Genomic DNA, 20,163 nt, shown 5'->3' on the forward strand with positions numbered 1-20,163 from the left:
GAAAATGTTCTTATCTTAACAATTCAACATCTTATCACTTTTAACTATATATGACTAGTGGATTCATAGGAGAAATGCCTAATACTAAAAAATATGGAGTGTATTGTAAAATAAAGTGATTGCTTTCGGTTATATAAAATTAATAACTTATTTTTAATAAGTTACACTTTTTTTGTTCACAACACGATCATGTTGTTGTATAATGAAGTGGAAAATAGAATATCGGTCTATCTTCGGGGCAGGGTGAAAATCCCGACCGGCGGTGATGAACTATATGTGATTTTGTTCTAAGCCCGCGAGCCGCTAAGGCAGGATTTGGTGTGATTCCAAAGCCGACAGTACAGTCTGGATGGGAGAAGATGGAGGTTCAAGCGTTCAAAAAAGATATGGATTTGAACGTCTGTTTGATGTGCCTTAAATTCTCCCTTTGTGTAAAACACAAAGGGTTTTTTCGTTCTATGAAAAAGTAGGCATAGCAGAACCTTTCCACTTTCCATGAGAAGATCGATGGAAAAGGAGAGAGAAAGATGAAACAAAAAAACAGTGTAGTGCAGATGGTGAGTGTAGCGATGCTAAGTAGTATTGCATATTTACTGATGATGTTGGATTTCCCGTTTCCAGGGCTTCCGCCATTTTTGAAAATTGATTTTAGTGATGTACCTGCTTTAATTGCTGCGATTATTTTCGGGCCAGTTGCAGGAATAATTGTAGAGGCGATAAAGAATATTTTACATTACGGGATTCAAGGGAGTTTAACGGGAGTACCAGTTGGAGAAATTGCTAACTTTATTGCAGGATGTTTATTTATTGGACCGGCAGCTTTCTTATTTAGAAAGTATCGTACTGTTAAGAGTTTAACGACAGGATTAATGCTCGGGACAATTACAATGGCGCTCATCATGAGTGTATTAAATTACATCATTATATTCCCAGCTTACACTTGGTTTTTAAATTCACCAGCTATGTCTAGCGAGGCTATAAGAACAACGGTTGTAACGGCAATCTTACCATTTAATTTGATTAAAGGAATTGTTGTGACAATTGTATTTGTAGCATTATTCTCACGCCTGAAAGTATGGGTGTTTGCAAAAATGAAAAATGCATAAAATATAAAAAAACCATTAGTAGTATGGAACTACTAATGGTTTTTTAAGTAGAATGAAAATAGAAAACAAAAAATATCCCTCATATTAATGAGGGATATTTTTTGAAGTTAATAAAAGACTATTCGAATTTTAAAGAGTCGCCGTCAAATGATTCGTCAGCAACTTTAATTGAGTCAGTTGGACAACCTTCGAATGCATCCATCATATCTTCAATTAATACATCTGGAATTTCAACGATACCTTGGTTATCGTCTAACGTTACAAATGCAATACCTTCATCATCATAATCATAAATGTCTGGTGCAGCAGCGCCGCAAGCACCACATGCGATACAAGTATCTTTATCAACGATTGTATATTTTGCCATCTTTTTTCCCTCCTGATAATATGTATGTGAAAAGCTCGCCATAAAAATTATAACCTTATTGTAAAACGGTTTTTAAAACTTTTCAACATAAAATTATAATGATAATCCTTATCAATTAGAGTGTCAACTAATTTTTGCATTATGTCACAAGATTTTCAAAATACGTAAATGTTATTTCGTTTGGTACAATATACTATATACAAGTACATAGTGCCGATATGATAAGTTTAATTGTGCAATCATATTAAAAAGTAACTAAGTTAGATTGAAAGGTGGAAGCGGTAATGCAACTACAATATACTGTGTTGTATTGTTTAAAACAATTGAATGGTGAAAGGACCGTTTCTTCTATTTATTATTTATTAAAAGGAAAACGATCTTCACAAACGTTACAAGATGGAAATATGTTCCGAATTTCTTTTTTGTTTGCAATATATAAATCGTTAAATAGAACAGATTATGATCGTGAAGTTGCAAAGTTGTTGCAAGCGGATTTGATTCAAGAAATACATGAAAATACATATTTGTTAACATCTAAAGGTAAAATGCAGTTGCAAACATGGGAGGAAGTGTATGCTTTTCCCGCGCATTTACATGGTTTGCACTATGGAGAATTAGGTGAAACATTTTGGAAAAGAGTATCATTAATTATTCAAACTATATCTAATTTACAACAGAATAATACGAAGTTTATTCCCATTCAACAAGATACAGAAATAACGGTGTGGGTGAAACGTTTTTTAACAGGTATACCGTATAGGAGAAGGGAATTGGCGAAAAGATTATGGAAAGAAATACATAATCTTTTAGGAAAAGGTGATGTGGTAGAAGCGACAATTGTAACATATCGATTAACAGGATATGAACGTATCGGTTGTACATTGCAGCAATTAGCGGAAATTACGAAACAAGATATATTTCGGGTGTACTTTTTATTTTGGGGTACAATTCACTTCTTTATACAAGAAGTTCGCGATAAAGAAAATGAATTTCCGCTGTTAGCTGAAATTATATCTTACCCAAATGAGAGAGCTGAATTATTTAGTTTATCAACGAAAAAAACATATAATTTTTGGAGACAAGGACGTTCTTTAGAAGAAATAGCGACAATTAGAAATTTAAAGGTTGCAACGATAGAAGATCATTTTGTTGAAATTGCTTTACGGGAAAAAGAGTTTTCAATCGAGATGTTTATGGAAAAAGATAAAATAGATAAAGTAACAAAAGTAATTGAGGCATTACAAACACGTAAGTTGCGTGAGTTGAAACAAGCGGTTGGAGAGGGGATTTCTTATTTTGAGGTCCGTCTTGTATTGGCGCAGATGGAGGGTATGAATGAAGCTTGAGGAATATTTATATAGATGGTTTGGATATTCTGAATTTCGTCCAGGGCAAAAAGGGGTAATTACAGATTTATTAGAAGGAAAAGATGTTATAGCAATGCTCCCGACTGGAAGAGGGAAGTCTATGTGCTATCAACTTCCAGGGCTAATGCAAGAAGGAACAGTACTTGTTGTATCACCATTATTATCTTTGATGGAAGATCAGGTTACACAATTAAAATATGTTGTGAAAAACCGAGTGATTGCATTTAATAGTTTTCGGACATTACATGAAAAAAGAGAAGCGATGAAAAAATTAGCTTCATATAAATTTATTTTTGTATCACCAGAGATGTTGCAGTCGGAAGTGTTAATAAGAGAATTGAAGAGAGTTCATATTTCATTATTTGTTGTGGATGAGGCTCATTGTATTTCGCAATGGGGTTATGATTTTAGACCAGACTATAAAAAACTAAATGTAGTCATTGGGAATATCGGGTCTCCTACGGTGCTAGCATTAACGGCAACAGCGACGAAAGATGTGCTACGAGATATAGCGGAGAGTTTAGATTTGAAGAAAGTGACGCAGCATGTATACTCTATTGATCGTCCAAATATTGCAATGGAAGTACAATTTGTGGAGACGATAGAGGAGAAGAAAGAAGCGCTTTTGGACCAGGTGATGTATTTACAAGGGCCAGGAATTGTATATTGTTCAAGTAGAGCGTGGACAGAACGTTTAACGGAATATTTAAGAGGAAAAGGCGTGACTGGTGTCGCATTTTATCATGGTGGTATGGAACATGAAGAGCGTATGTTAATTCAACAACAGTTTATGAATGACCAGTTGCAGCTTGTAATATGTACAAGTGCTTTTGGTATGGGAGTAAATAAGTCGAATACGAGCTATATTATTCATTTCCATTATCCGACTAATATAGCTTCCTATTTACAAGAAATCGGAAGAGCTGGAAGAGATGGTGAACCGAGTATAGCTATCTTACTATGTAGTCCGTTAGATCACGATTTGCCAATTTCAATAATTGAGGATGAATTGCCAAGTCAGTCGCAAATACAGTTTTTATTTTCTTTACTACAAGAAAGAATGTTTCAAACGAAAGAATTACCAATAGAAGAGGTAGAAGAAATTTGTTATAATGCAGCAAGATTTAATGAACAATATTGGCGTTTCATCCGTTATCATCTTGAGCAGCTTGGAATCATACAACAGCGAAAATTAAAATTAGAGAGCTTGTCAGATGGAATTATGAACAGATTAATAGCTGAAGTAGAAATAAGGCTGCGTAATAAATATAGTGAGCTAGAAAACATGAAATCATGGATACAAGTGAAAGGATGTAGACGTGAATATTTGCTGCAACAATTCGGTTATAGAAAAGAGAACGAGTTAAAAAATTGCTGTGACTATTGTGGTATTACAAAAACAGATTATAAAAAAAGACAAGCGCAACAATCGGATTTCGACTATAATTGGGAAACAGAGTTACAAAAGCTTTTCGGTCTAGAAAAGATGGGGGAATGATGAACATTCAAAGGCATAATATTGAAGATATGAGTCCGAAAGAAATAAGGCTGAACCTGTATATCACACAGTTCATTATTATCGGTATCGGTTGTTTACTAGCATATATATTATTCCGAGATATAAAATCGGTGTATAGTCTGTGGAAATGGGAACCGGTGTCTATACTTATAATAGGTGGCTTATTAGCAATTGGTATTGTGTTATTAGATTATGTTGCAATGCGAGTATTTCCAGAGTCTTGGTTTGATGATGGTGGTATTAACGATAGAATGTTCCAAGGAATGTCAGTTATGCATCTACTCGTTATTACGTTCATTATCGGTTTTGCAGAAGAATTTCTATTTAGAGGTGTAGTGCAGACGCACTTTGGAATTGTAATAGCGAGTTTAGTATTTGCAGTGTTACATATTCGGTATATAAAAAAACCATTTTTGTTTTGTTTCGTCTGTTTCATTAGTTTTGTCTTTGGTTATGTATTTCAATGGACAGGAAATTTGTTTATAACAATCTTTGCACACTTTCTTGTTGATTTTATAATGGGACTCCAATTAAGAAAATAAATGGAAGGTGGTGGTGAACAACATGAGAAAACGAATTCCTGATTTTGAAGAGGAATTAGAAGTTGAGCGAGTGGAAGAAAAAGAAGGTTTACCGCCGCGTAGTGAAATTCATAGAAATAAAGAGAAAAAAGAAAAGTTTAAAATGAATCATATTTTCGTCCGAGTTTTAACATTTCTATTCATATTACTACCAATTAGTATCTTATGGTATACAGATAAATATATTCAGGTGAAAAGTGATGGTAATAACGCTGGGAAAAGTGCGTTTGAGGTCATTTTCTTTGATTCAGCTAAATCTGAATCCGGGGCACCATCTGAGAAAGTAGTAACGCATACGGTGAAAGAGGGAGAAACTTTAGAAAGTATAGCGAAGCAATATTTTTCAGATGAAACTGGGATCGAAGTGATTAAAAAGTATAATGATTTACAAAAAGATGAAGTGAAAATAGGTCAAGAATTAAAAATTCCGATAAAAGATAATTCCGCAAAGCAGGATAGCTAGTAACATACCTACTATAAAAATTGAGGATTCTCTTTATGAGGAGGGGAGTCAAAAATATATGATATGGATTATCTTATTAAGTACTCTCATATGTATTGGTATTATATTTCTTCTTGTAATGTATACAGAAGCGATGCGTAATACTGTGTTAGAACATACTTTAATATTTGAAGAATTTCCGGAAAGTTTTCAAGAAGTAAAGGTGTTTTTTATTTCTGATATTCATAGAAGGGTCATTTCAAGTTCGTTAATTGAACAAGTAAAAGGAAAGGTAGACCTTGTAATTATTGGTGGTGATTTAGCGGAAAGAGGCGTCCCTTTATCGAAAATCTCTGCGAATATACAAAAGTTAAGAGCGATAGCTCCTGTATATTTTGTATGGGGAAATAATGATTATGAGATTGAATATCATGAATTAGATGCTTTGTTATTAGAAAATAATGTGAAAGTTTTAGATAATACAAGAGTTGTATTTGAGTCTGAACGAGGAGAAAAAATTTGTTTACTTGGTGTAGATGATGTTGGTTTGAAACGTGATCGTTTAGATTTGGCGTTGGCTGATTGCAAAGAAGATGGTTTTCGCATATTAATTAGCCATAACCCTGATATCATAAGTAACATGTCTGGAGAAGAACAAATTTCACTTGTTTTAAGTGGACATACACATGGGGGACAGATTCGATTATTCCCATCTAAAAAACATTTAAAAGGTGGCGTATATAAGCATTCAAATATGACTCTTTTTGTTAGTAATGGATATGGAACAACGTTGATTCCACTTCGCTTCCGAGCACCTGCTCAAACACATATTATTACGTTATGCGGAGGGAAATGATGCCAACTCTAAACGGGAAATATAACATAAAAGCTGTTTCGAATATAATTGGAATTCAGCCGAGTACGCTTCGTGCATGGGAGAGACGATATCAAATTATTGCCCCAAAGCGGAATCATGCGGGGCATCGATTATATACAGAAGAGCATATTCAAATTTTGAAATGGTTAATGGACAAAGTTTCTTCCGGCATGATGATTGGACAAGCAGTTCAATTATTAGAAGGGAATCGTTTGCAGCATAGTGTTCAAAAAGAAATACATTACGATAGAGAAGTTGTTTTAGTGGACGACTTACTACATGCTTTGTTAAAATTTGATGAAATTACAACTTCTGCATTGTTAAACGAGGCTTTTAGTATTTATGCAACAGAAAAAGTTATAGCAAGTATTGTTCTTCAAGTGTCAAATAAATTGTTAACGTTAAAAAATAATAATGAAGTTACATTGGTGCAATTCCAATATGTCGTATCATTTTTACAAACTCGTCTAGGAATGGTGTATCATAATGCATCGACATTTTCTTCTATACACAAAGTTGTCGTGTTAGAAAATAATATGTTGAAAGGGTTTGTTTTCTCAACGTATTTACGCTTAAAGGGATATGAGGTGATATATATTAGGTCAAGTTTAGCGGAAGAAGGTATTTTGTTAGCTGTTGAGCAAATACAACCTACATATGTAGTAGTCTCTTTTGATGACGGACGAGAATTTAAGAACGCGATGAACGACATGAATTTGTTGCAAGAAAAAAGTGAGAACCTTTCGGTTGGTTTTATAGGAGAAATAGGTGCTCGAGATCAGTTGAACATTCAAACACGCCTAATTGGTGATACGAAAGAAGAATGGGATGATTGGTTAAAAATGTTAGAATAGTTGTTCGAAAAGAACCATCTATTTTCTATTTCATATAATAAAAATTATATTCATTGGTTACGTAGGGAGGGTATGAGATGAGGCTGGAACGATTAAATTACAATAAGATAAAAATTTTCTTAACATTTGATGATTTATCTGAACGAGGATTAACGAAAGAAGATTTGTGGAGAAATGCACCGAAAGTACAGCAATTATTTCGTGATATGATGCAGGAAGCAAACAAGGAACTAGGATTTGAAGCGGATGGTCCGATTGCAGTTGAAGTATTTTCTCTACAAGCGCAAGGAATGGTCGTAATTGTAACGAAAGAACATCAAGATGTGGATACAGATGATGAGTTCCGTGACGAGTTTATTGAAATGCAAGTGACTCTAGATGAAAGCGAGCATATACTTTATGAGTTTGCTACACTAGATGACGTAATTAACCTGTCGAATCGTTTATATAACCTTGATGTAACTGGCGGAAAACTATATACGTGGGATGGTCGTTTCTATCTTTGGATAGAAGAAGAGGAGCAAATTCAATTACTGAAGGCAGATTTTATAGCTATTTTAGCGGAATATGGTAATCCGTCTACAGCAACTATTTATCGTCTAATGGAGTATGGTAAAGAATTAATGGCTTCGCAAGCAATTGAACAAATACACAATTACTTTGTGAAAAAACAAAACCTTAGCTAATATAACAAAGCTTAGGTTTTGTTTTTTATTTGGAAAAATCTAAAATATTGGTCTGGAAATGTCAAAACGATCGATGGTATAGCGGGAGTCATAAATACTTAGGCGTTCTTTACTTTACTTAAAAGTATCTTCTTAAGGTGTTATATATAAGTAAAATAAAAAATATTTAAATATTTAAGTATTTTACTTTTCTAAAAGTGATAAAAGGACTATAATGATAGTGAAAACGCTTGCAACAGAAAATAGTTTGTATATATTTGTTAGCGTTTTCTATTGCATTCCAAATTTAACGGTGTATACTAGGCAATGAAGGTTTACTAAACAAGTGAAATTACAGGGGGTTTACTTACTATGGTAGCCGAAAAGGGAACTCAAACAAAAACACAACAACAAAGGGAACAACATTTTGAATTATTGAATTCGACACAAATTGTTATTAGTGAAGCATTAGAAAAATTGGGTTATCCAAACGAAGTATATGAATTATTAAAAGAACCAATTCGTATGATGACAGTGAAAATACCAGTTCGTATGGATGATGGGACTGTTAAAATATTTACTGGATATCGTGCACAACATAATGATGCTGTTGGTCCAACGAAAGGTGGAATTCGCTTCCATCCGAATGTGACAGAAAATGAAGTGAAAGCACTTTCAATCTGGATGAGTTTAAAGTGTGGTATTGTTGATTTACCATACGGTGGAGGTAAAGGTGGAATTATTTGTGACCCACGTGAAATGTCATTCCGTGAGTTAGAAAGATTAAGCCGCGGTTATGTACGAGCAATTAGCCAAATCGTAGGACCGACAAAAGACATTCCAGCTCCAGATGTATTCACAAACTCTCAGATTATGGCATGGATGATGGATGAGTATAGCCGTATCGATGAATTTAATTCACCAGGATTTATTACAGGTAAGCCACTTGTATTAGGTGGATCACATGGACGTGAAACAGCAACAGCGAAAGGTGTAACAATTTGTATTCGTGAAGCTGCAAAAAAACGCGACATTGATATTAAAGGTGCGCGCGTTGTTGTTCAAGGATTCGGTAATGCTGGAAGCTTCTTAGCTAAATTTATGCATGATGCAGGCGCGAAAGTTATTGCAATCTCGGATGCTTACGGTGCATTGCATGATCCAAACGGATTAGATATTGATTATTTATTAGACCGTCGTGATAGCTTCGGTACAGTAACAAAACTATTTAATAATACAATTTCAAACAAAGAATTGTTAGAACTGGATTGCGACATTTTAGTTCCAGCTGCAATTGAGAACCAAATTACAGAAGAAAATGCTAACAATATTAAAGCGAAAATCGTTGTTGAAGCTGCAAATGGTCCAACAACATTAGAAGCAACTAAAATTTTAACAGATCGCGGCATTTTACTTGTTCCGGACGTATTAGCAAGTGCTGGTGGTGTAACAGTATCGTACTTTGAGTGGGTACAAAATAACCAAGGTTACTACTGGACTGAAGAAGAAGTAGAACAACGTTTAGAAAAAGTAATGGTAAGATCATTTGATTCTATTTATGAAACAGCACAAGTTCGTAAAGTGAACATGCGCTTAGCGGCGTATATGGTTGGTGTTCGTAAAATGGCTGAAGCAAGTCGCTTCAGAGGTTGGGTATAATATTATATTATGAGAAAACGTGATTCCTTTCGAGGGAATCACGTTTTTTTGTTGAAGTATAAGGATGAGGTGGTGTATATGGAAAATGAAATGATGGAACGAGTAGAACAATTAGAAGAGAAAGTTAAGAGGTTAGAGGGAGAACTCGCAAGAACGATGAAAGCCTTAAAAACAAGTATCGTTCGGGTGTTCGGGGAAGGACTGCTGTTTTTAATATTTGGTGTGGTTGTAGTAGGGCCTATTATCGCCTTTGTAATCTCAATACTTACTTGGTTTGTTGAAAAATAAAATAAAAAATCAAAAGAACTCTTGTTCTGTACGAACAAACGTGCTATACTTTCCTTAGATAAACAAAACGGAAATGATTTTAAGGAGAGATAAATGATGAAAATGACAGTAGACCAAAGATTTATGATGCCAGCAGATGTTGTAGAACGAGTGGAAGTATTAAGAAACAAACAAAGTAAGCGTGGCACATTATTACAATCAGTAAATAAATTTTTCGGTTTAGATACGAAAGAAGATTGTGTTTGGTTTTACGGTTTTTATGGAGTTGCTGTAAGTATTTTATTATTTATGGTGTTCACATCAAATATTTTCGATTTTCTCTTCGCATAAGAAATATGCGATAAGGACATTGCTACCGAATACATATATAAAGAAGTAAGGTAATCTTCTGAAGTGGGAGTTGGTAGTAATGGCGATGTTTCCTATAGAGCGTAACTATATTGGGTATGGAAGTTCACGACCGGGAATTCCTCTTTCTAAAGTAAGATTTATTGTAAGTCATGATACGGGGAACCCTGGTAGCAATGCGATAGGGAATCGGGATTACTTTAATGAAATACAACCGAAAGCTTCGGCACATACATTTATAGATGATAAAACAATATTGGAAATTGTTCCTATAAATGAAGTAGCCTATCATGTTCGATATGGTGTGTCGACAGATAATGACTTATATGGTTATGATGCCAATAAGGCTGCCATTGGAGTGGAACTTTGTTATGGCGGTGATGTTAACTTTTGGGAAGCATATACCCGTTTTACGTGGTATCATGCGTATTTATGTCAAAACTTCGGCTTGAATCCGAAAAAAGATATCGTATCACATAAAACACTTGACCCAGCTAGAAAGATTGATCCTGAAAATGTATTAGGGAAACAAGGTATTAAATTTCAGCAGTTTTTAGCAGATGTCTATCGGATGTACGTTTCGTTTAGATGACAAATATATGAAAAATGAATACAATAAAGATAGGTGCCTACTGCTGTAAGTAGGTTTTTTCTTGTTTTTATAAATAGCGTATTGGTAGAAGACTAGGAGTGAGCTGAGTATGGAGAAAGAAACAGCTATCATAATTGGAGGCGGTCCGTGCGGATTAGCAGCAGCAATTTCGTTGCAAAAGGTAGGGATAAACCCGTTAGTAATTGAAAAAGGAAACATTGTAAATGCGATTTATAATTATCCAACACATCAAACATTTTTCTCTTCTAGTGAAAAATTAGAAATTGGTGATGTAGCTTTTATTACAGAAAATCGTAAGCCTGTTCGAAATCAAGCGCTTGCGTATTATCGTGAAGTAGTAAAGCGTAAATCTGTACGTGTAAATGCTTTTGAACGAGTGGAGAAAGTTCAAAAGGATGGAGATGTTTTTCAAGTTGAAACGACAAAGCGTGACGGAAGTAAAGAAATATATATAGCGAAATATATTGTTGTAGCAACTGGATATTATGACAATCCAAATTATATGAATGTTCCAGGTGAGGAATTGAAGAAAGTAGCTCACTATTTTAAAGAGGGACATCCTTATTTTGATCGAGATGTAGTAGTTATAGGTGGGAAAAACTCGAGTGTAGATGCGGCGTTAGAACTTGTTAAAGCCGGTGCGCGTGTAACAGTTTTATATCGCGGAAGTGAGTACTCTCCGAGCATTAAGCCGTGGATTTTGCCGGAGTTTGAGGCATTAGTACGAAGCGGCACAATTCAAATGCATTTCGGGGCTCACGTGAAAGAAGTTACTGAACATACATTAACGTTTACAGTTGATGATGAGGCATATACAATCCAAAATGATTTTGTATTTGCGATGACTGGTTACCATCCTGATCATAGTTTCTTAACGAGGATGGGTGTTCGGATTGATGAGGAAACAGGACGCCCGATTTATACAGAGGATACAATGGAAACGAACGCTGAAAATATTTTCATTGCAGGTGTAATTGCTGCTGGAAATAATGCAAATGAAATATTTATTGAGAACGGTCGATTTCATGGGGATGCGATTGCGCAAACCATTGCAACGAGAGAAATGTAAAAAGAAGCTGTCGAAATAAACTTCGACAGCTTCTTTTTTAATCGTGCATAAACATATTTTGGATTGATTCATGAGAAGTTGTATTCTCTAATGCAACTAATAATTTAATGCGTGCTTTTTGAGCATTTAAACCGTATGTGAATACAATACCCATATCTTTTAATTGCTTGCCGCCACCTTCATATGAATATACATCTTGAACGATGCCGTTGAAACAACGAGAAACTAATACGACAGGAATTCCTTTGTTTATTAATCGTTCTAGACTAGGAAGTGTTCTTGGAGGTAAATTACCTTGTCCAAGTGCTTCAATAACAATCCCATCTACTGGAAGGTTTTCAATTGCTGCTAACAATGTATCGTCCATACCAGCGTATGCTTTTAGAACAACTACGTTTTTAGAAACTTTATTTACTGAATATGTTTCATGATGTACTAAAGCGTGATGGAATACAACGCCGCGCTTTGTTACCATACCAATTGGTCCATACTGTGGACTCTGGAATGTTGCTACATTACTAGTATGTGTTTTCGTTACATTTGTAGCGCAATGAATTTCGTCGTTTAATACGACTAGAACACCTTTTTCAGCTGCTTCACTACAGCTAGCGACTTTTACAGCCGATAAGAAGTTATATAGACCATCAGCACCTAATTCATTACTAGAACGCATTGCGCCTGTTACAACGATTGGAATAGTTGCCTGTACTGTTAAATCTAAGAAATAGGCTGTTTCTTCTAATGTATCCGTACCATGCGTAATGACTACGCCATGAATGTTGTCTTGTTTTACTCTTTCATCGATGATGACTTGTAATTGTAACATTTCGCTCGGTGTCATATGAGGAGATGGTAGATGGAACACGTCTTCAACGATCAAATCAACATCGCCTTCTAAATCAGGAATAAATTTTAAAAGAGGATTTTTTTCACCTGGTTGTACGACCCCAGTTTCTTTATCTTCCTCCATTGCAATTGTTCCACCTGTGTGTAAAACTAGGATTCTTTTCAATGCTTATACCCCTTTCAAGTAAAAAAATACATTTAGAACATAACATGTTTTGAGTAAATTCGACAATGGAAATGTATAAAAGTATGCCTCGAAAATGACAATAAAGTTAGCTGCTATATGTACGATGTGTAAAACCACGAAACGGAAAGTGTAAATATAGGATAGGAGGGAGCAATTACGTTGAAAAAGGTGGAGCAAATTATTATTCGTATATTAGTAATACAATTCATTTGTCTTTCGGTTGTGCAATTGTTATTTATACATAAGTCATCAGTGAAATATTTATCTAAAATTGTTTATTATGAAGGTGTCATGGTAAAAAACAAAGTAGAAACCTTACAGGTGAATAGGTAGTTTTCATTTTCTTCTATGAAGGATTATGCTACAATAATTGAGGATTTAATGACGTGAAGCAAATGAGAAGAAGCAGGAGAATGCCTGCTTTTCGTTTTGTTTTATAAGTGAAAAAATGAGGTGTTACAATGGATAAACGAATTTCAATTGCTATAGATGGTCCAGCAGCTGCTGGAAAAAGTACAGTTGCGAAAGTAGTAGCGAAGAAACTTTCTTACGTTTATATTGATACAGGCGCAATGTATCGTGCGATTACATATGCAGCCCTTGAGCAAAAAGTGGACATTGAAAATGAAGAGCAGTTAATGGAAGTTGTAAAAAATGTGAATATTGAGTTTCAACAAGGAGAAAATACACAACTTGTATTTTTAAATGGACAAGATGTTTCTGAAGTAATTCGTACACCTGATGTGACGAATCGAGTATCTATTGTAGCGAAACATCGCCTTGTTCGTGAAGAAATGGTACGTCGTCAACAAGAGTTAGCGGAAAAAGGCGGCGTTGTAATGGATGGCCGTGATATTGGTACACATGTGTTATCAGATGCTGAAGTGAAGATCTTTATGCTTGCTTCTGTTGAAGAAAGAGCAGAAAGAAGACATTTAGAAAATATGAATAAAGGTTTCGATTCTAATTTAGAGCAGTTAAAAGAAGAAATTGCTCAGCGTGATAAATTAGATTCAGAACGCGAAGTTTCTCCTCTAAAAAAAGCTGATGATGCATTGGAATTAGATACAACTTCTTTATCAATTGAAGAAGTTGTCCGAAAAATTATGAGTATTGTTTCAGGAGTGTTTGCGAAATAAAGAAAGGGGATAGCCTCTTTCTTTTTTTGTTTGTATAGAAATGTAAAGGATACGTGAATTGTGAACCTCTTTCCTTGACAAATGATCGGATTTGTAAGAAGTTAGTAAAAGAGGGATAAAACTTTCAGAATATATTCGCTATTATATTTCAAAACATACTTTCTTCAAGATGATTTTGCTGTATACTATTTATATAGGTTTAATATATTTTCTAGTGAAATGTATGAAAACTGAGTATGTGATGATAAATTCTTAAACATGCAAATGAAAACATTCGTTTTCATTTCGTATATACATAAAAAATGCTTTGTCAATTCTGTAGGGAGGTATTTCCATGGTAGAGAAAATGAATGAAGAAGTTATGGATTCAAAAGAATTACAAGTTGGTGACGTTGTTACAGGTTCTGTAACGAAGGTTGAAGAGAAACAAGTGCTTGTAAATGTTGGATACAAAACAGATGGCGTAATTCCAATTAGTGAATTAGCTAACGTTCATATTGAAAAAGCAAGCGATGTAGTAGAATTAGATCAAACACTAGAATTAAAGGTTATTAAATTAGAAGAGGATGATCTTGTCTTATCTAAACGTGCAGTTGATGCAGAAAAGGCATGGGTAGAATTACAAGAGAAATTTACTTCTGGTCATGTATTTGATGTGACTGTAAAAGATATCGTGAATGGTGGATTAGTTGTGGACCTTGGTGTTCGTGGTTTTATCCCAGCTTCACTTGTAGAAGTACATTATGTAGAAGATTTTACTGACTATAAAGGCAAAAAATTAGCCGTGAAAATTGTTGAATTAGACCGCGAAAAAAATCGTGTAATCCTTTCGCATAAAGCAGTAGTAGAGTTAGAGCTAGATTCTAAGAAAAAAGAAGCAATCTCTTCATTAAAAGAAGGCGACGTTGTTGAAGGAACAGTACAACGATTAACTGATTTTGGTGCTTTCGTAAATGTTGGTGGTGTGGACGGTTTAGTTCATATTTCACAAATTTCACACGAACGTGTAGAGCAACCTTCTGAAGTATTAGAGCAAGGGCAAAAGGTAAAGGTAAAGGTGTTATCTGTTGATGCTGATACACAACGTATTTCTTTATCAATTAAAGCAGCTCAACCAGGACCTTGGGAAAATGTGGCTGGCGAACTAAAGGCTGGAGATATTCGTGAGGGAGTAGTAAAACGTCTTGTTACATTCGGTGCATTCGTTGAAGTTTTACCTGGCGTTGAAGGTCTTGTGCACGTATCTCAAATTGCAAATCGTCACGTGAAAAATCCAAGTGAAGTATTGGAAATGGGACAAGAAGTAAAAGTGAAAGTGCTTGAAGTCCATGTAGCAGAGAAACGTATTTCTTTAAGTATAAAAGAAGCGCTTGAGGAAAATAATGTAATTGAAGATTACAGTCAGTATGAACCAAATGCTGATTCTGCTACTTTCCAATTAAGTGATATTATTGGTGAACAACTGAAAAAATTAAAGAAATAAAGAGGGGTACAAGTGGTAAGGGCAAAACGTAAATTAGATCATATTGAATACGCTCTTTCTACTGGTCAGTCTCGTACGCATGGCTTTCATGATATTGATTTTGTGCATCAAGGTTTGCCAAATTCAAGTTATGACACAATAACATGTGAAACAAAAATCGGCGAACTTTCACTAAGTTCGCCGATTTTTATCAATGCGATGACTGGTGGTGGAGGAGAGAAAACGTTACATATTAATGAGCAATTAGCATATGTAGCGAAACATCATAATCTTGCTATGGCTGTAGGTTCGCAAATGGCGGCGTTAAAAGATGAAAGTGAAGCTGCTTCTTATAAGATTATTAGAAAAGTAAACCCAAATGGTATTTTCTTTGCTAATTTAGGTAGTGAGGCAACTAGCGAACAGGCAGAGCGTGCCGTTGATATGATTGAAGCGAATGCATTGCAAATTCATTTAAATGTCATACAAGAGTTAACAATGCCAGAAGGAGACCGTGACTTTACTGGTGTACTTCAGCGCATTGAGAAAATTGTTTTAAATAGTAAAGTTCCTGTCATTGTAAAAGAAGTTGGATTTGGGATGAGTAAGGAAACCGTGCAGCAGTTAGCGAGCGTAGGTGTAACGGCAATTGATATTGGCGGACAAGGTGGTACGAATTTTGCTGCTGTTGAAAATGAAAGAAGACAGCGAATGCTTTCTTATTTTAATAACTGGGGCATACAAACAGCAACCTCGATTATTGAAGCAACCTCTACAAATAATAACCTCTCTTTTATTGCATCTGGGGGTATACAAACAGCGCTCGACGTAGCGAAAGCAATCGCATTAGGGGCGAATACAACTGCGTTTGCTGGTTACTTTTTACGTATTTTAATGCAAGATGGTATTGAGAAGTTAGTGGATGAAATTGATCTTTTACATACAGATTTGAAATTTATTATGACAGCTCTTGGTGCGAAGACGATAGAAGAGTTACAGGCTGTGCCTCTTGTTGTAAAGGGTGAAACATATCATTGGTTAACGCAGCGTGGTATTGATACGACGCATTATAGTAGAAGATAAAAAATCAACCGTTTGGTTGATTTTTTTGTTTTCTGCTCTTTTTTAGTAATATAAAGTGAGTGATGAATTAATATTCTATAAAAATAAAAAAATTATTATTATGTATATAAACATTATTTTGTGAAAATTTCGACTGAAATAGAGGTTGGAAATTGTAGGTATTGTACGGCTGAATGATTGGAAATTGTTTGATTTTGTCAAAGGAAATAGGTGGAGGTAAAAAATCCTAGAAAGATTTATATATGAAATATTATTTCGATATAAGTAAAATGTAAAAGACGGTTTCGTACAATATCGAAACCGTCTTTTTGTATTCATTAGTGCTGATTCTGCTTGCGAGCTTGTTCTGGTGTATCTAGTCCAGTTGCACCTGGATATTGTAGTGATTGGTCACGATCAGATTCAACGCGGCGTGATTCTCTTAGTTTTCGTTCTTGACGATCTTTACCCATAATGAATAGCACCTCCTTATTAAAAGTGTTGCTGTTATATGAAAAAACTATGCGCGAAGAAAGTGGATTAACTTTCATAAAAAGTTCCCATAATGGAAAACATAGGAGGTGAAATGATGGAAGGGAGTACTTTTTATTTTATAGCTTGGATAGGGTGGATTGTCGTAACTTTTTTTATGAAAAAGGATTCTATTCGGTGGAAGCTAAGCGCCTGTATATTGATTTTTATTATTTGCTCTCCGTTGCATGTAACGATTGCTTCATTCGCGGTATCAGTAAATGCGCTTTTGCTTTGTATTGTTGCTTTTATAGGAATCACGCTCTATTCTATTTGGAAAAAATTATATACCTTACTTTCGGCACTTATTATTGCAATGTTATATACAAGTTTTCATTTGTTAGAAGTATATGATCCAATTTGGATTGTGGTGGATAGGCTGTTTTTGTTAAGTAGTGCTCTTGTGTATGCATCGGTTTTACTACACGAAGATCGCATATTACGATTATGTTCTCTTTATGTAGGAATGTTACAGGGAGAATTGTTTGTGACACTTATTTTTCGGAAACTACACTTCCCTTACGATTACGGTAGCTTAGCGTTTTTTGATATCGTCGCCGTTTCTACATTGTTTATGGCAATTTTGTTTTGGATTGCAAAAGCATCAGTATATATGGAACAGTTCAAAGGGAAAACACGTAAAAGAAAGGCGAGGGTAATACATGACTGAATATACACCGGCCATTTTATGCGGAGTAATAGCGGGGACAGTAACGAGAGTGCTAATGCTCCGGACAGATACGCGACAATATCCGACGAGACTCCACGGGAAAATTATTCACGTTGCGATGGGGTTAATTGCAGCGGCTTTAGGAGCAATTGCGATTCCGTCAATTTTGAAAAAAGATTTTTCTGCTATTACGTTTCTTACATTGGCAGCAACGCAGTTTCGTGATGTGCGTAATATGGAAAGAAATACACTTCAACAATTAGATGGATATGAGCTCGTACCGCGTGGAAATACATATATTGAAGGGATTGCATTAGTTTTTGAAAGTCGGAACTATTTGGCGATGTTAACGTCGTTTGCAACGACGTTTGCATATATAGGGTTCCGTTCATGGATTGCTGGAGTAATTATGGCTATCATCGCATTTATTATCGCAAAAAAATTAATGTCGGGCAAAAGGTTACATGATCTTGTTGATATCGAGCATGTTCCACTTCGTTTTGAAGGAGCGGGGCTGTATATTGATAATATTTACATTATGAATATTGGATTGCCAGCGAGGCAAGAGGAAATTATGAAGTATGGAATGGGCTTTATTTTAAGGCCGAAATCAATTGATGCGATGGTGACAATCTCAAACTTAGGACAACGACAAGCTATTTTACATGATGTTTCTGTCGCTTTAGGGATTTATAGAGATTCTGGTACGCCGGCGCTTGTGCCGTTAGCAAAGCGTGATTTAGAAGATGGTAGGGTTGGAATCTTTGTCTTGCCACAAGATCAAGATGCAGAGAAAGCGATAGGTGTCATAGGAAATGTGCCGACGTTAGAAAGTGCTGTTCATATGTCATCGGAAGCCCCGAAAGGAAGGGGAGATAAGGGATGATGTTAGAAAGTGTAATTCTCGCAGTTATTACAACAGCGCCAGAGAAATTTGCTGGTGGTGCCCCTTTGTTTACTTGTGAATCGACAGAGGAATTAGAATTTGTTGCAAATAATTTAGAGGCAATTTTAGATGGTATTGCGCATCGCTTACAAGAGAATGTATATATTATTGTGAAACATTAGCAACGTGTGTTATAATGTGAGGTGTTTTGATACGTTGAGAAATATTCTGGAATGCAAATCCCTTCTTGCACAAAGAAGGGTTTTTTACATAATAAACAGAAGCAAGTTGAAAGGATGAAAGTATATGCCGAAACCAGTAATAGCAATAGTAGGCCGCCCGAACGTAGGAAAATCTACTATTTTCAATAGAATTGTTGGAGAAAGAGTTTCAATCGTAGAAGATATACCAGGTATAACGCGAGACCGTATTTATAGTGCGGGAGAATGGTTAAATCATGAGTTTAACATTATTGACACAGGTGGAATTGATATTGGAGACGAGCCGTTCTTGACACAAATTCGTCAACAAGCGGAAGTAGCGATTGATGAAGCAGATGTTATCATTTTTATGACGAATGGTCGCGATGGTGTAACTGCAGCGGATGAAGAAGTTGCTAAAATTTTATATCGTTCTAAAAAACCAATTGTACTTGCGGTAAATAAGGTTGATAATCCAGAGATGCGTAGTGATATTTATGATTTTTATGCATTAGGATTTGGCGAGCCATTCCCGATTTCAGGTACACACGGTTTAGGACTTGGTGATTTGTTAGATGAAGCTGCAAATCATTTTCCAAAGATTGAAGAAGAAGCGTACGATGATGAAACAATCCGTTTCTCTTTAATTGGACGTCCAAATGTAGGGAAATCATCACTTGTAAATGCACTTCTTGGTCAAGAACGTGTAATTGTAAGTAATATAGCGGGAACGACACGTGATGCTGTTGATACGCCATATAGTAAAGATGGTCAAGATTATGTAATCATCGATACAGCTGGTATGCGTAAAAAAGGGAAAGTATACGAAAGTACAGAAAAGTATAGTGTACTTCGTGCACTTAGAGCGATTGAACGTTCTGACGTTGTTTTAGTCGTTTTAGACGGAGAAGAAGGAATTATTGAACAGGATAAAAAAATTGCTGGATATGCTCATGATTCAGGACGTGCTGTTATTATCGTCGTAAACAAATGGGATGCAGTGAAAAAAGATGAAAAAACAATGAAAGCATTTGAAGAAAACATCCGTGCTCATTTCCAATTTTTAGAGTACGCACCGATTGTATTCTTATCTGCAAAAACGAAAAAACGTACACAAACATTATTACCAGTTATTAATGAAGTAAATGAAAGCCATAGCATTCGTATTCAAACGAACGTATTAAATGATGTAATTATGGATGCGGTAGCGATGAATCCAACACCAACTCATAATGGTAGCCGTCTGAAAATCTTCTATGCGACACAGGTTGCGGTAAAACCACCAACATTTGTTATATTTGTAAACGATACAGAGTTAATGCACTTCTCATATGAGCGCTTCTTAAAGAATCGTTTACGTGAAGCGTTCGGTTTTGTAGGAACGCCGATTCACATTATCGCTAGAGCAAGAGACTAATGGAGAGG

General features: G+C 35.4%; 24 protein-coding genes and 1 riboswitch. Of the genes, 21 read left to right on the forward strand and 3 right to left on the reverse strand.

Features of this window, described 5'->3' with window-relative positions; all coding sequences use genetic code 11:
* The first annotated feature begins 225 nt into the window (after positions 1-225).
* Positions 226-365, forward strand: a riboswitch (FMN riboswitch).
* Between the two features lie 162 nt (positions 366-527).
* Complete coding sequence (locus PDL00_RS14425) at positions 528-1,106, forward strand: ECF transporter S component (protein ID WP_000810851.1); 579 nt, start codon at positions 528-530, stop codon at positions 1,104-1,106.
* Positions 1,107-1,224: 118 nt separating this feature from the next.
* On the opposite strand, the gene PDL00_RS14430 is transcribed toward PDL00_RS14425, so the two are convergent.
* Positions 1,225-1,473 carry a ferredoxin gene (locus PDL00_RS14430; protein WP_001151994.1) on the reverse strand — a complete coding sequence of 83 codons (249 nt, stop codon included), beginning with the start codon at positions 1,471-1,473 and terminating at the stop codon, positions 1,225-1,227.
* A 284-nt stretch (positions 1,474-1,757) separates the two neighbouring features.
* Between PDL00_RS14430 and PDL00_RS14435 the strand changes: the two genes are divergently transcribed.
* The 12 genes from PDL00_RS14435 to PDL00_RS14490 all read left to right on the forward strand — a co-directional run bounded on the left by PDL00_RS14435 (position 1,758) and on the right by PDL00_RS14490 (position 11,755).
* Positions 1,758-2,819 carry a helix-turn-helix domain-containing protein gene (locus PDL00_RS14435; RefSeq protein ID WP_270729721.1) on the forward strand — a complete coding sequence of 354 codons (1,062 nt, stop codon included), beginning with the start codon at positions 1,758-1,760 and terminating at the stop codon, positions 2,817-2,819.
* Positions 2,809-4,338 carry a RecQ family ATP-dependent DNA helicase gene (locus PDL00_RS14440; protein WP_270729722.1) on the forward strand — a complete coding sequence of 510 codons (1,530 nt, stop codon included), beginning with the start codon at positions 2,809-2,811 and terminating at the stop codon, positions 4,336-4,338. Before PDL00_RS14435 ends, PDL00_RS14440 begins: the two co-directional genes overlap by 11 nt.
* Entirely contained in the window at positions 4,338-4,901 is a 564-nt protein-coding gene (locus PDL00_RS14445; protein WP_073517756.1) for a CPBP family intramembrane glutamic endopeptidase, read from the forward strand. Before PDL00_RS14440 ends, PDL00_RS14445 begins: the two co-directional genes overlap by 1 nt.
* A 22-nt stretch (positions 4,902-4,923) precedes the next feature.
* The gene (locus PDL00_RS14450; protein ID WP_242251060.1) at positions 4,924-5,403 is read left to right on the forward strand and encodes a LysM peptidoglycan-binding domain-containing protein; all 480 of its coding nucleotides are present in this window, start codon (positions 4,924-4,926) and stop codon (positions 5,401-5,403) included.
* A gap of 58 nt (positions 5,404-5,461) precedes the next feature.
* On the forward strand, positions 5,462-6,238 hold the full coding sequence (locus tag PDL00_RS14455; protein WP_270729726.1) for a metallophosphoesterase: 777 nt from the start codon (positions 5,462-5,464) through the stop codon (positions 6,236-6,238).
* Complete coding sequence (locus PDL00_RS14460) at positions 6,238-7,113, forward strand: MerR family transcriptional regulator (protein ID WP_242251064.1); 876 nt, start codon at positions 6,238-6,240, stop codon at positions 7,111-7,113. Before PDL00_RS14455 ends, PDL00_RS14460 begins: the two co-directional genes overlap by 1 nt.
* Positions 7,114-7,190: 77 nt before the next feature.
* Positions 7,191-7,799 (forward strand): genetic competence negative regulator, encoded by a 609-nt coding sequence (locus PDL00_RS14465; RefSeq protein ID WP_242251066.1) that lies wholly within the window; start codon positions 7,191-7,193, stop codon positions 7,797-7,799.
* Between the two features lie 351 nt (positions 7,800-8,150).
* Complete coding sequence (gene gudB, locus PDL00_RS14470) at positions 8,151-9,437, forward strand: NAD-specific glutamate dehydrogenase (protein ID WP_000225171.1); 1,287 nt, start codon at positions 8,151-8,153, stop codon at positions 9,435-9,437.
* A 78-nt stretch (positions 9,438-9,515) separates the two neighbouring features.
* On the forward strand, positions 9,516-9,725 hold the full coding sequence (locus tag PDL00_RS14475; protein WP_270729729.1) for a hypothetical protein: 210 nt from the start codon (positions 9,516-9,518) through the stop codon (positions 9,723-9,725).
* Positions 9,726-9,818: 93 nt separating this feature from the next.
* Positions 9,819-10,055 (forward strand): DUF3961 domain-containing protein, encoded by a 237-nt coding sequence (locus tag PDL00_RS14480; RefSeq protein WP_001983018.1) that lies wholly within the window; start codon positions 9,819-9,821, stop codon positions 10,053-10,055.
* 79 nt (positions 10,056-10,134) lie between these two features.
* Positions 10,135-10,665: a peptidoglycan recognition protein family protein gene (locus PDL00_RS14485; protein WP_001240651.1), complete on the forward strand. Its 531-nt coding sequence runs from the start codon at positions 10,135-10,137 to the stop codon at positions 10,663-10,665.
* Between the two features lie 109 nt (positions 10,666-10,774).
* Positions 10,775-11,755 carry a YpdA family putative bacillithiol disulfide reductase gene (locus PDL00_RS14490; protein WP_242251080.1) on the forward strand — a complete coding sequence of 327 codons (981 nt, stop codon included), beginning with the start codon at positions 10,775-10,777 and terminating at the stop codon, positions 11,753-11,755.
* 37 nt (positions 11,756-11,792) lie between these two features.
* On the opposite strand, the gene ansA is transcribed toward PDL00_RS14490, so the two are convergent.
* A complete protein-coding gene (gene ansA, locus PDL00_RS14495) occupies positions 11,793-12,767 on the reverse strand; it encodes an asparaginase (protein WP_071721983.1) in 975 nt (324 codons plus the stop codon).
* A 180-nt stretch (positions 12,768-12,947) separates the two neighbouring features.
* Here ansA and PDL00_RS14500 point away from each other — a divergent pair, with 180 nt between their 5' ends.
* The 4 genes from PDL00_RS14500 to PDL00_RS14515 all read left to right on the forward strand — a co-directional run bounded on the left by PDL00_RS14500 (position 12,948) and on the right by PDL00_RS14515 (position 16,472).
* Positions 12,948-13,121: a YpfB family protein gene (locus tag PDL00_RS14500; protein ID WP_088029087.1), complete on the forward strand. Its 174-nt coding sequence runs from the start codon at positions 12,948-12,950 to the stop codon at positions 13,119-13,121.
* 128 nt (positions 13,122-13,249) lie between these two features.
* Positions 13,250-13,927, forward strand: a complete 678-nt coding sequence (gene cmk / locus PDL00_RS14505) for a (d)CMP kinase (protein ID WP_242251088.1) — start codon at positions 13,250-13,252, stop codon at positions 13,925-13,927.
* Between the two features lie 334 nt (positions 13,928-14,261).
* Positions 14,262-15,410, forward strand: coding sequence for a 30S ribosomal protein S1 (gene rpsA, locus PDL00_RS14510; RefSeq protein WP_242251090.1), 1,149 nt, complete (start codon positions 14,262-14,264; stop codon positions 15,408-15,410).
* A gap of 12 nt (positions 15,411-15,422) precedes the next feature.
* Positions 15,423-16,472, forward strand: a complete 1,050-nt coding sequence (locus tag PDL00_RS14515) for a type 2 isopentenyl-diphosphate Delta-isomerase (RefSeq protein WP_242251092.1) — start codon at positions 15,423-15,425, stop codon at positions 16,470-16,472.
* A 317-nt stretch (positions 16,473-16,789) separates the two neighbouring features.
* On the opposite strand, the gene PDL00_RS14520 is transcribed toward PDL00_RS14515, so the two are convergent.
* Positions 16,790-16,924, reverse strand: a complete 135-nt coding sequence (locus PDL00_RS14520) for a YpzI family protein (protein ID WP_000513900.1) — start codon at positions 16,922-16,924, stop codon at positions 16,790-16,792.
* Between the two features lie 116 nt (positions 16,925-17,040).
* Between PDL00_RS14520 and PDL00_RS14525 the strand changes: the two genes are divergently transcribed.
* From PDL00_RS14525 to der, 4 genes are all read left to right on the forward strand, one after another.
* Positions 17,041-17,652 carry a YphA family membrane protein gene (locus PDL00_RS14525; RefSeq protein ID WP_242251094.1) on the forward strand — a complete coding sequence of 204 codons (612 nt, stop codon included), beginning with the start codon at positions 17,041-17,043 and terminating at the stop codon, positions 17,650-17,652.
* Positions 17,645-18,538, forward strand: a complete 894-nt coding sequence (locus tag PDL00_RS14530; protein ID WP_061677810.1) for a YIEGIA family protein — start codon at positions 17,645-17,647, stop codon at positions 18,536-18,538. The genes PDL00_RS14525 and PDL00_RS14530 overlap by 8 nt, the downstream gene beginning before the upstream one ends.
* Entirely contained in the window at positions 18,535-18,720 is a 186-nt protein-coding gene (locus PDL00_RS14535; protein WP_061677809.1) for a capping complex subunit for YIEGIA, read from the forward strand. Before PDL00_RS14530 ends, PDL00_RS14535 begins: the two co-directional genes overlap by 4 nt.
* A 124-nt stretch (positions 18,721-18,844) precedes the next feature.
* A complete protein-coding gene (gene der / locus PDL00_RS14540; protein ID WP_001125888.1) occupies positions 18,845-20,155 on the forward strand; it encodes a ribosome biogenesis GTPase Der in 1,311 nt (436 codons plus the stop codon).
* Positions 20,156-20,163 lie beyond the last annotated feature (8 nt).

The sequence above is a fragment of the Bacillus cereus group sp. TH152-1LC genome, assembly GCF_027710505.1.
Lineage (GTDB): Bacteria > Bacillota > Bacilli > Bacillales > Bacillaceae_G > Bacillus_A > Bacillus_A mobilis.

What these genes read in the sequence shown, in the direction of transcription:
- PDL00_RS14425 (WP_000810851.1), top strand. Translation starts at nt 528, where the DNA reads ATGAAACAAAAAAACAGTGTAGTGCAGATGGTGAGTGTAGCGATGCTA.
- PDL00_RS14430 (WP_001151994.1), bottom strand. Translation starts at nt 1,473, where the DNA reads ATGGCAAAATATACAATCGTTGATAAAGATACTTGTATCGCATGTGGT.
- PDL00_RS14435 (WP_270729721.1), top strand. Translation starts at nt 1,758, where the DNA reads ATGCAACTACAATATACTGTGTTGTATTGTTTAAAACAATTGAATGGT.
- PDL00_RS14440 (WP_270729722.1), top strand. Translation starts at nt 2,809, where the DNA reads ATGAAGCTTGAGGAATATTTATATAGATGGTTTGGATATTCTGAATTT.
- PDL00_RS14445 (WP_073517756.1), top strand. Translation starts at nt 4,338, where the DNA reads ATGAACATTCAAAGGCATAATATTGAAGATATGAGTCCGAAAGAAATA.
- PDL00_RS14450 (WP_242251060.1), top strand. Translation starts at nt 4,924, where the DNA reads ATGAGAAAACGAATTCCTGATTTTGAAGAGGAATTAGAAGTTGAGCGA.
- PDL00_RS14455 (WP_270729726.1), top strand. Translation starts at nt 5,462, where the DNA reads ATGATATGGATTATCTTATTAAGTACTCTCATATGTATTGGTATTATA.
- PDL00_RS14460 (WP_242251064.1), top strand. Translation starts at nt 6,238, where the DNA reads ATGCCAACTCTAAACGGGAAATATAACATAAAAGCTGTTTCGAATATA.
- PDL00_RS14465 (WP_242251066.1), top strand. Translation starts at nt 7,191, where the DNA reads ATGAGGCTGGAACGATTAAATTACAATAAGATAAAAATTTTCTTAACA.
- gudB (WP_000225171.1), top strand. Translation starts at nt 8,151, where the DNA reads ATGGTAGCCGAAAAGGGAACTCAAACAAAAACACAACAACAAAGGGAA.
- PDL00_RS14475 (WP_270729729.1), top strand. Translation starts at nt 9,516, where the DNA reads ATGGAAAATGAAATGATGGAACGAGTAGAACAATTAGAAGAGAAAGTT.
- PDL00_RS14480 (WP_001983018.1), top strand. Translation starts at nt 9,819, where the DNA reads ATGATGAAAATGACAGTAGACCAAAGATTTATGATGCCAGCAGATGTT.
- PDL00_RS14485 (WP_001240651.1), top strand. Translation starts at nt 10,135, where the DNA reads ATGGCGATGTTTCCTATAGAGCGTAACTATATTGGGTATGGAAGTTCA.
- PDL00_RS14490 (WP_242251080.1), top strand. Translation starts at nt 10,775, where the DNA reads ATGGAGAAAGAAACAGCTATCATAATTGGAGGCGGTCCGTGCGGATTA.
- cmk (WP_242251088.1), top strand. Translation starts at nt 13,250, where the DNA reads ATGGATAAACGAATTTCAATTGCTATAGATGGTCCAGCAGCTGCTGGA.
- rpsA (WP_242251090.1), top strand. Translation starts at nt 14,262, where the DNA reads ATGGTAGAGAAAATGAATGAAGAAGTTATGGATTCAAAAGAATTACAA.
- PDL00_RS14520 (WP_000513900.1), bottom strand. Translation starts at nt 16,924, where the DNA reads ATGGGTAAAGATCGTCAAGAACGAAAACTAAGAGAATCACGCCGCGTT.
- PDL00_RS14525 (WP_242251094.1), top strand. Translation starts at nt 17,041, where the DNA reads ATGGAAGGGAGTACTTTTTATTTTATAGCTTGGATAGGGTGGATTGTC.
- PDL00_RS14530 (WP_061677810.1), top strand. Translation starts at nt 17,645, where the DNA reads ATGACTGAATATACACCGGCCATTTTATGCGGAGTAATAGCGGGGACA.
- PDL00_RS14535 (WP_061677809.1), top strand. Translation starts at nt 18,535, where the DNA reads ATGATGTTAGAAAGTGTAATTCTCGCAGTTATTACAACAGCGCCAGAG.
- der (WP_001125888.1), top strand. Translation starts at nt 18,845, where the DNA reads ATGCCGAAACCAGTAATAGCAATAGTAGGCCGCCCGAACGTAGGAAAA.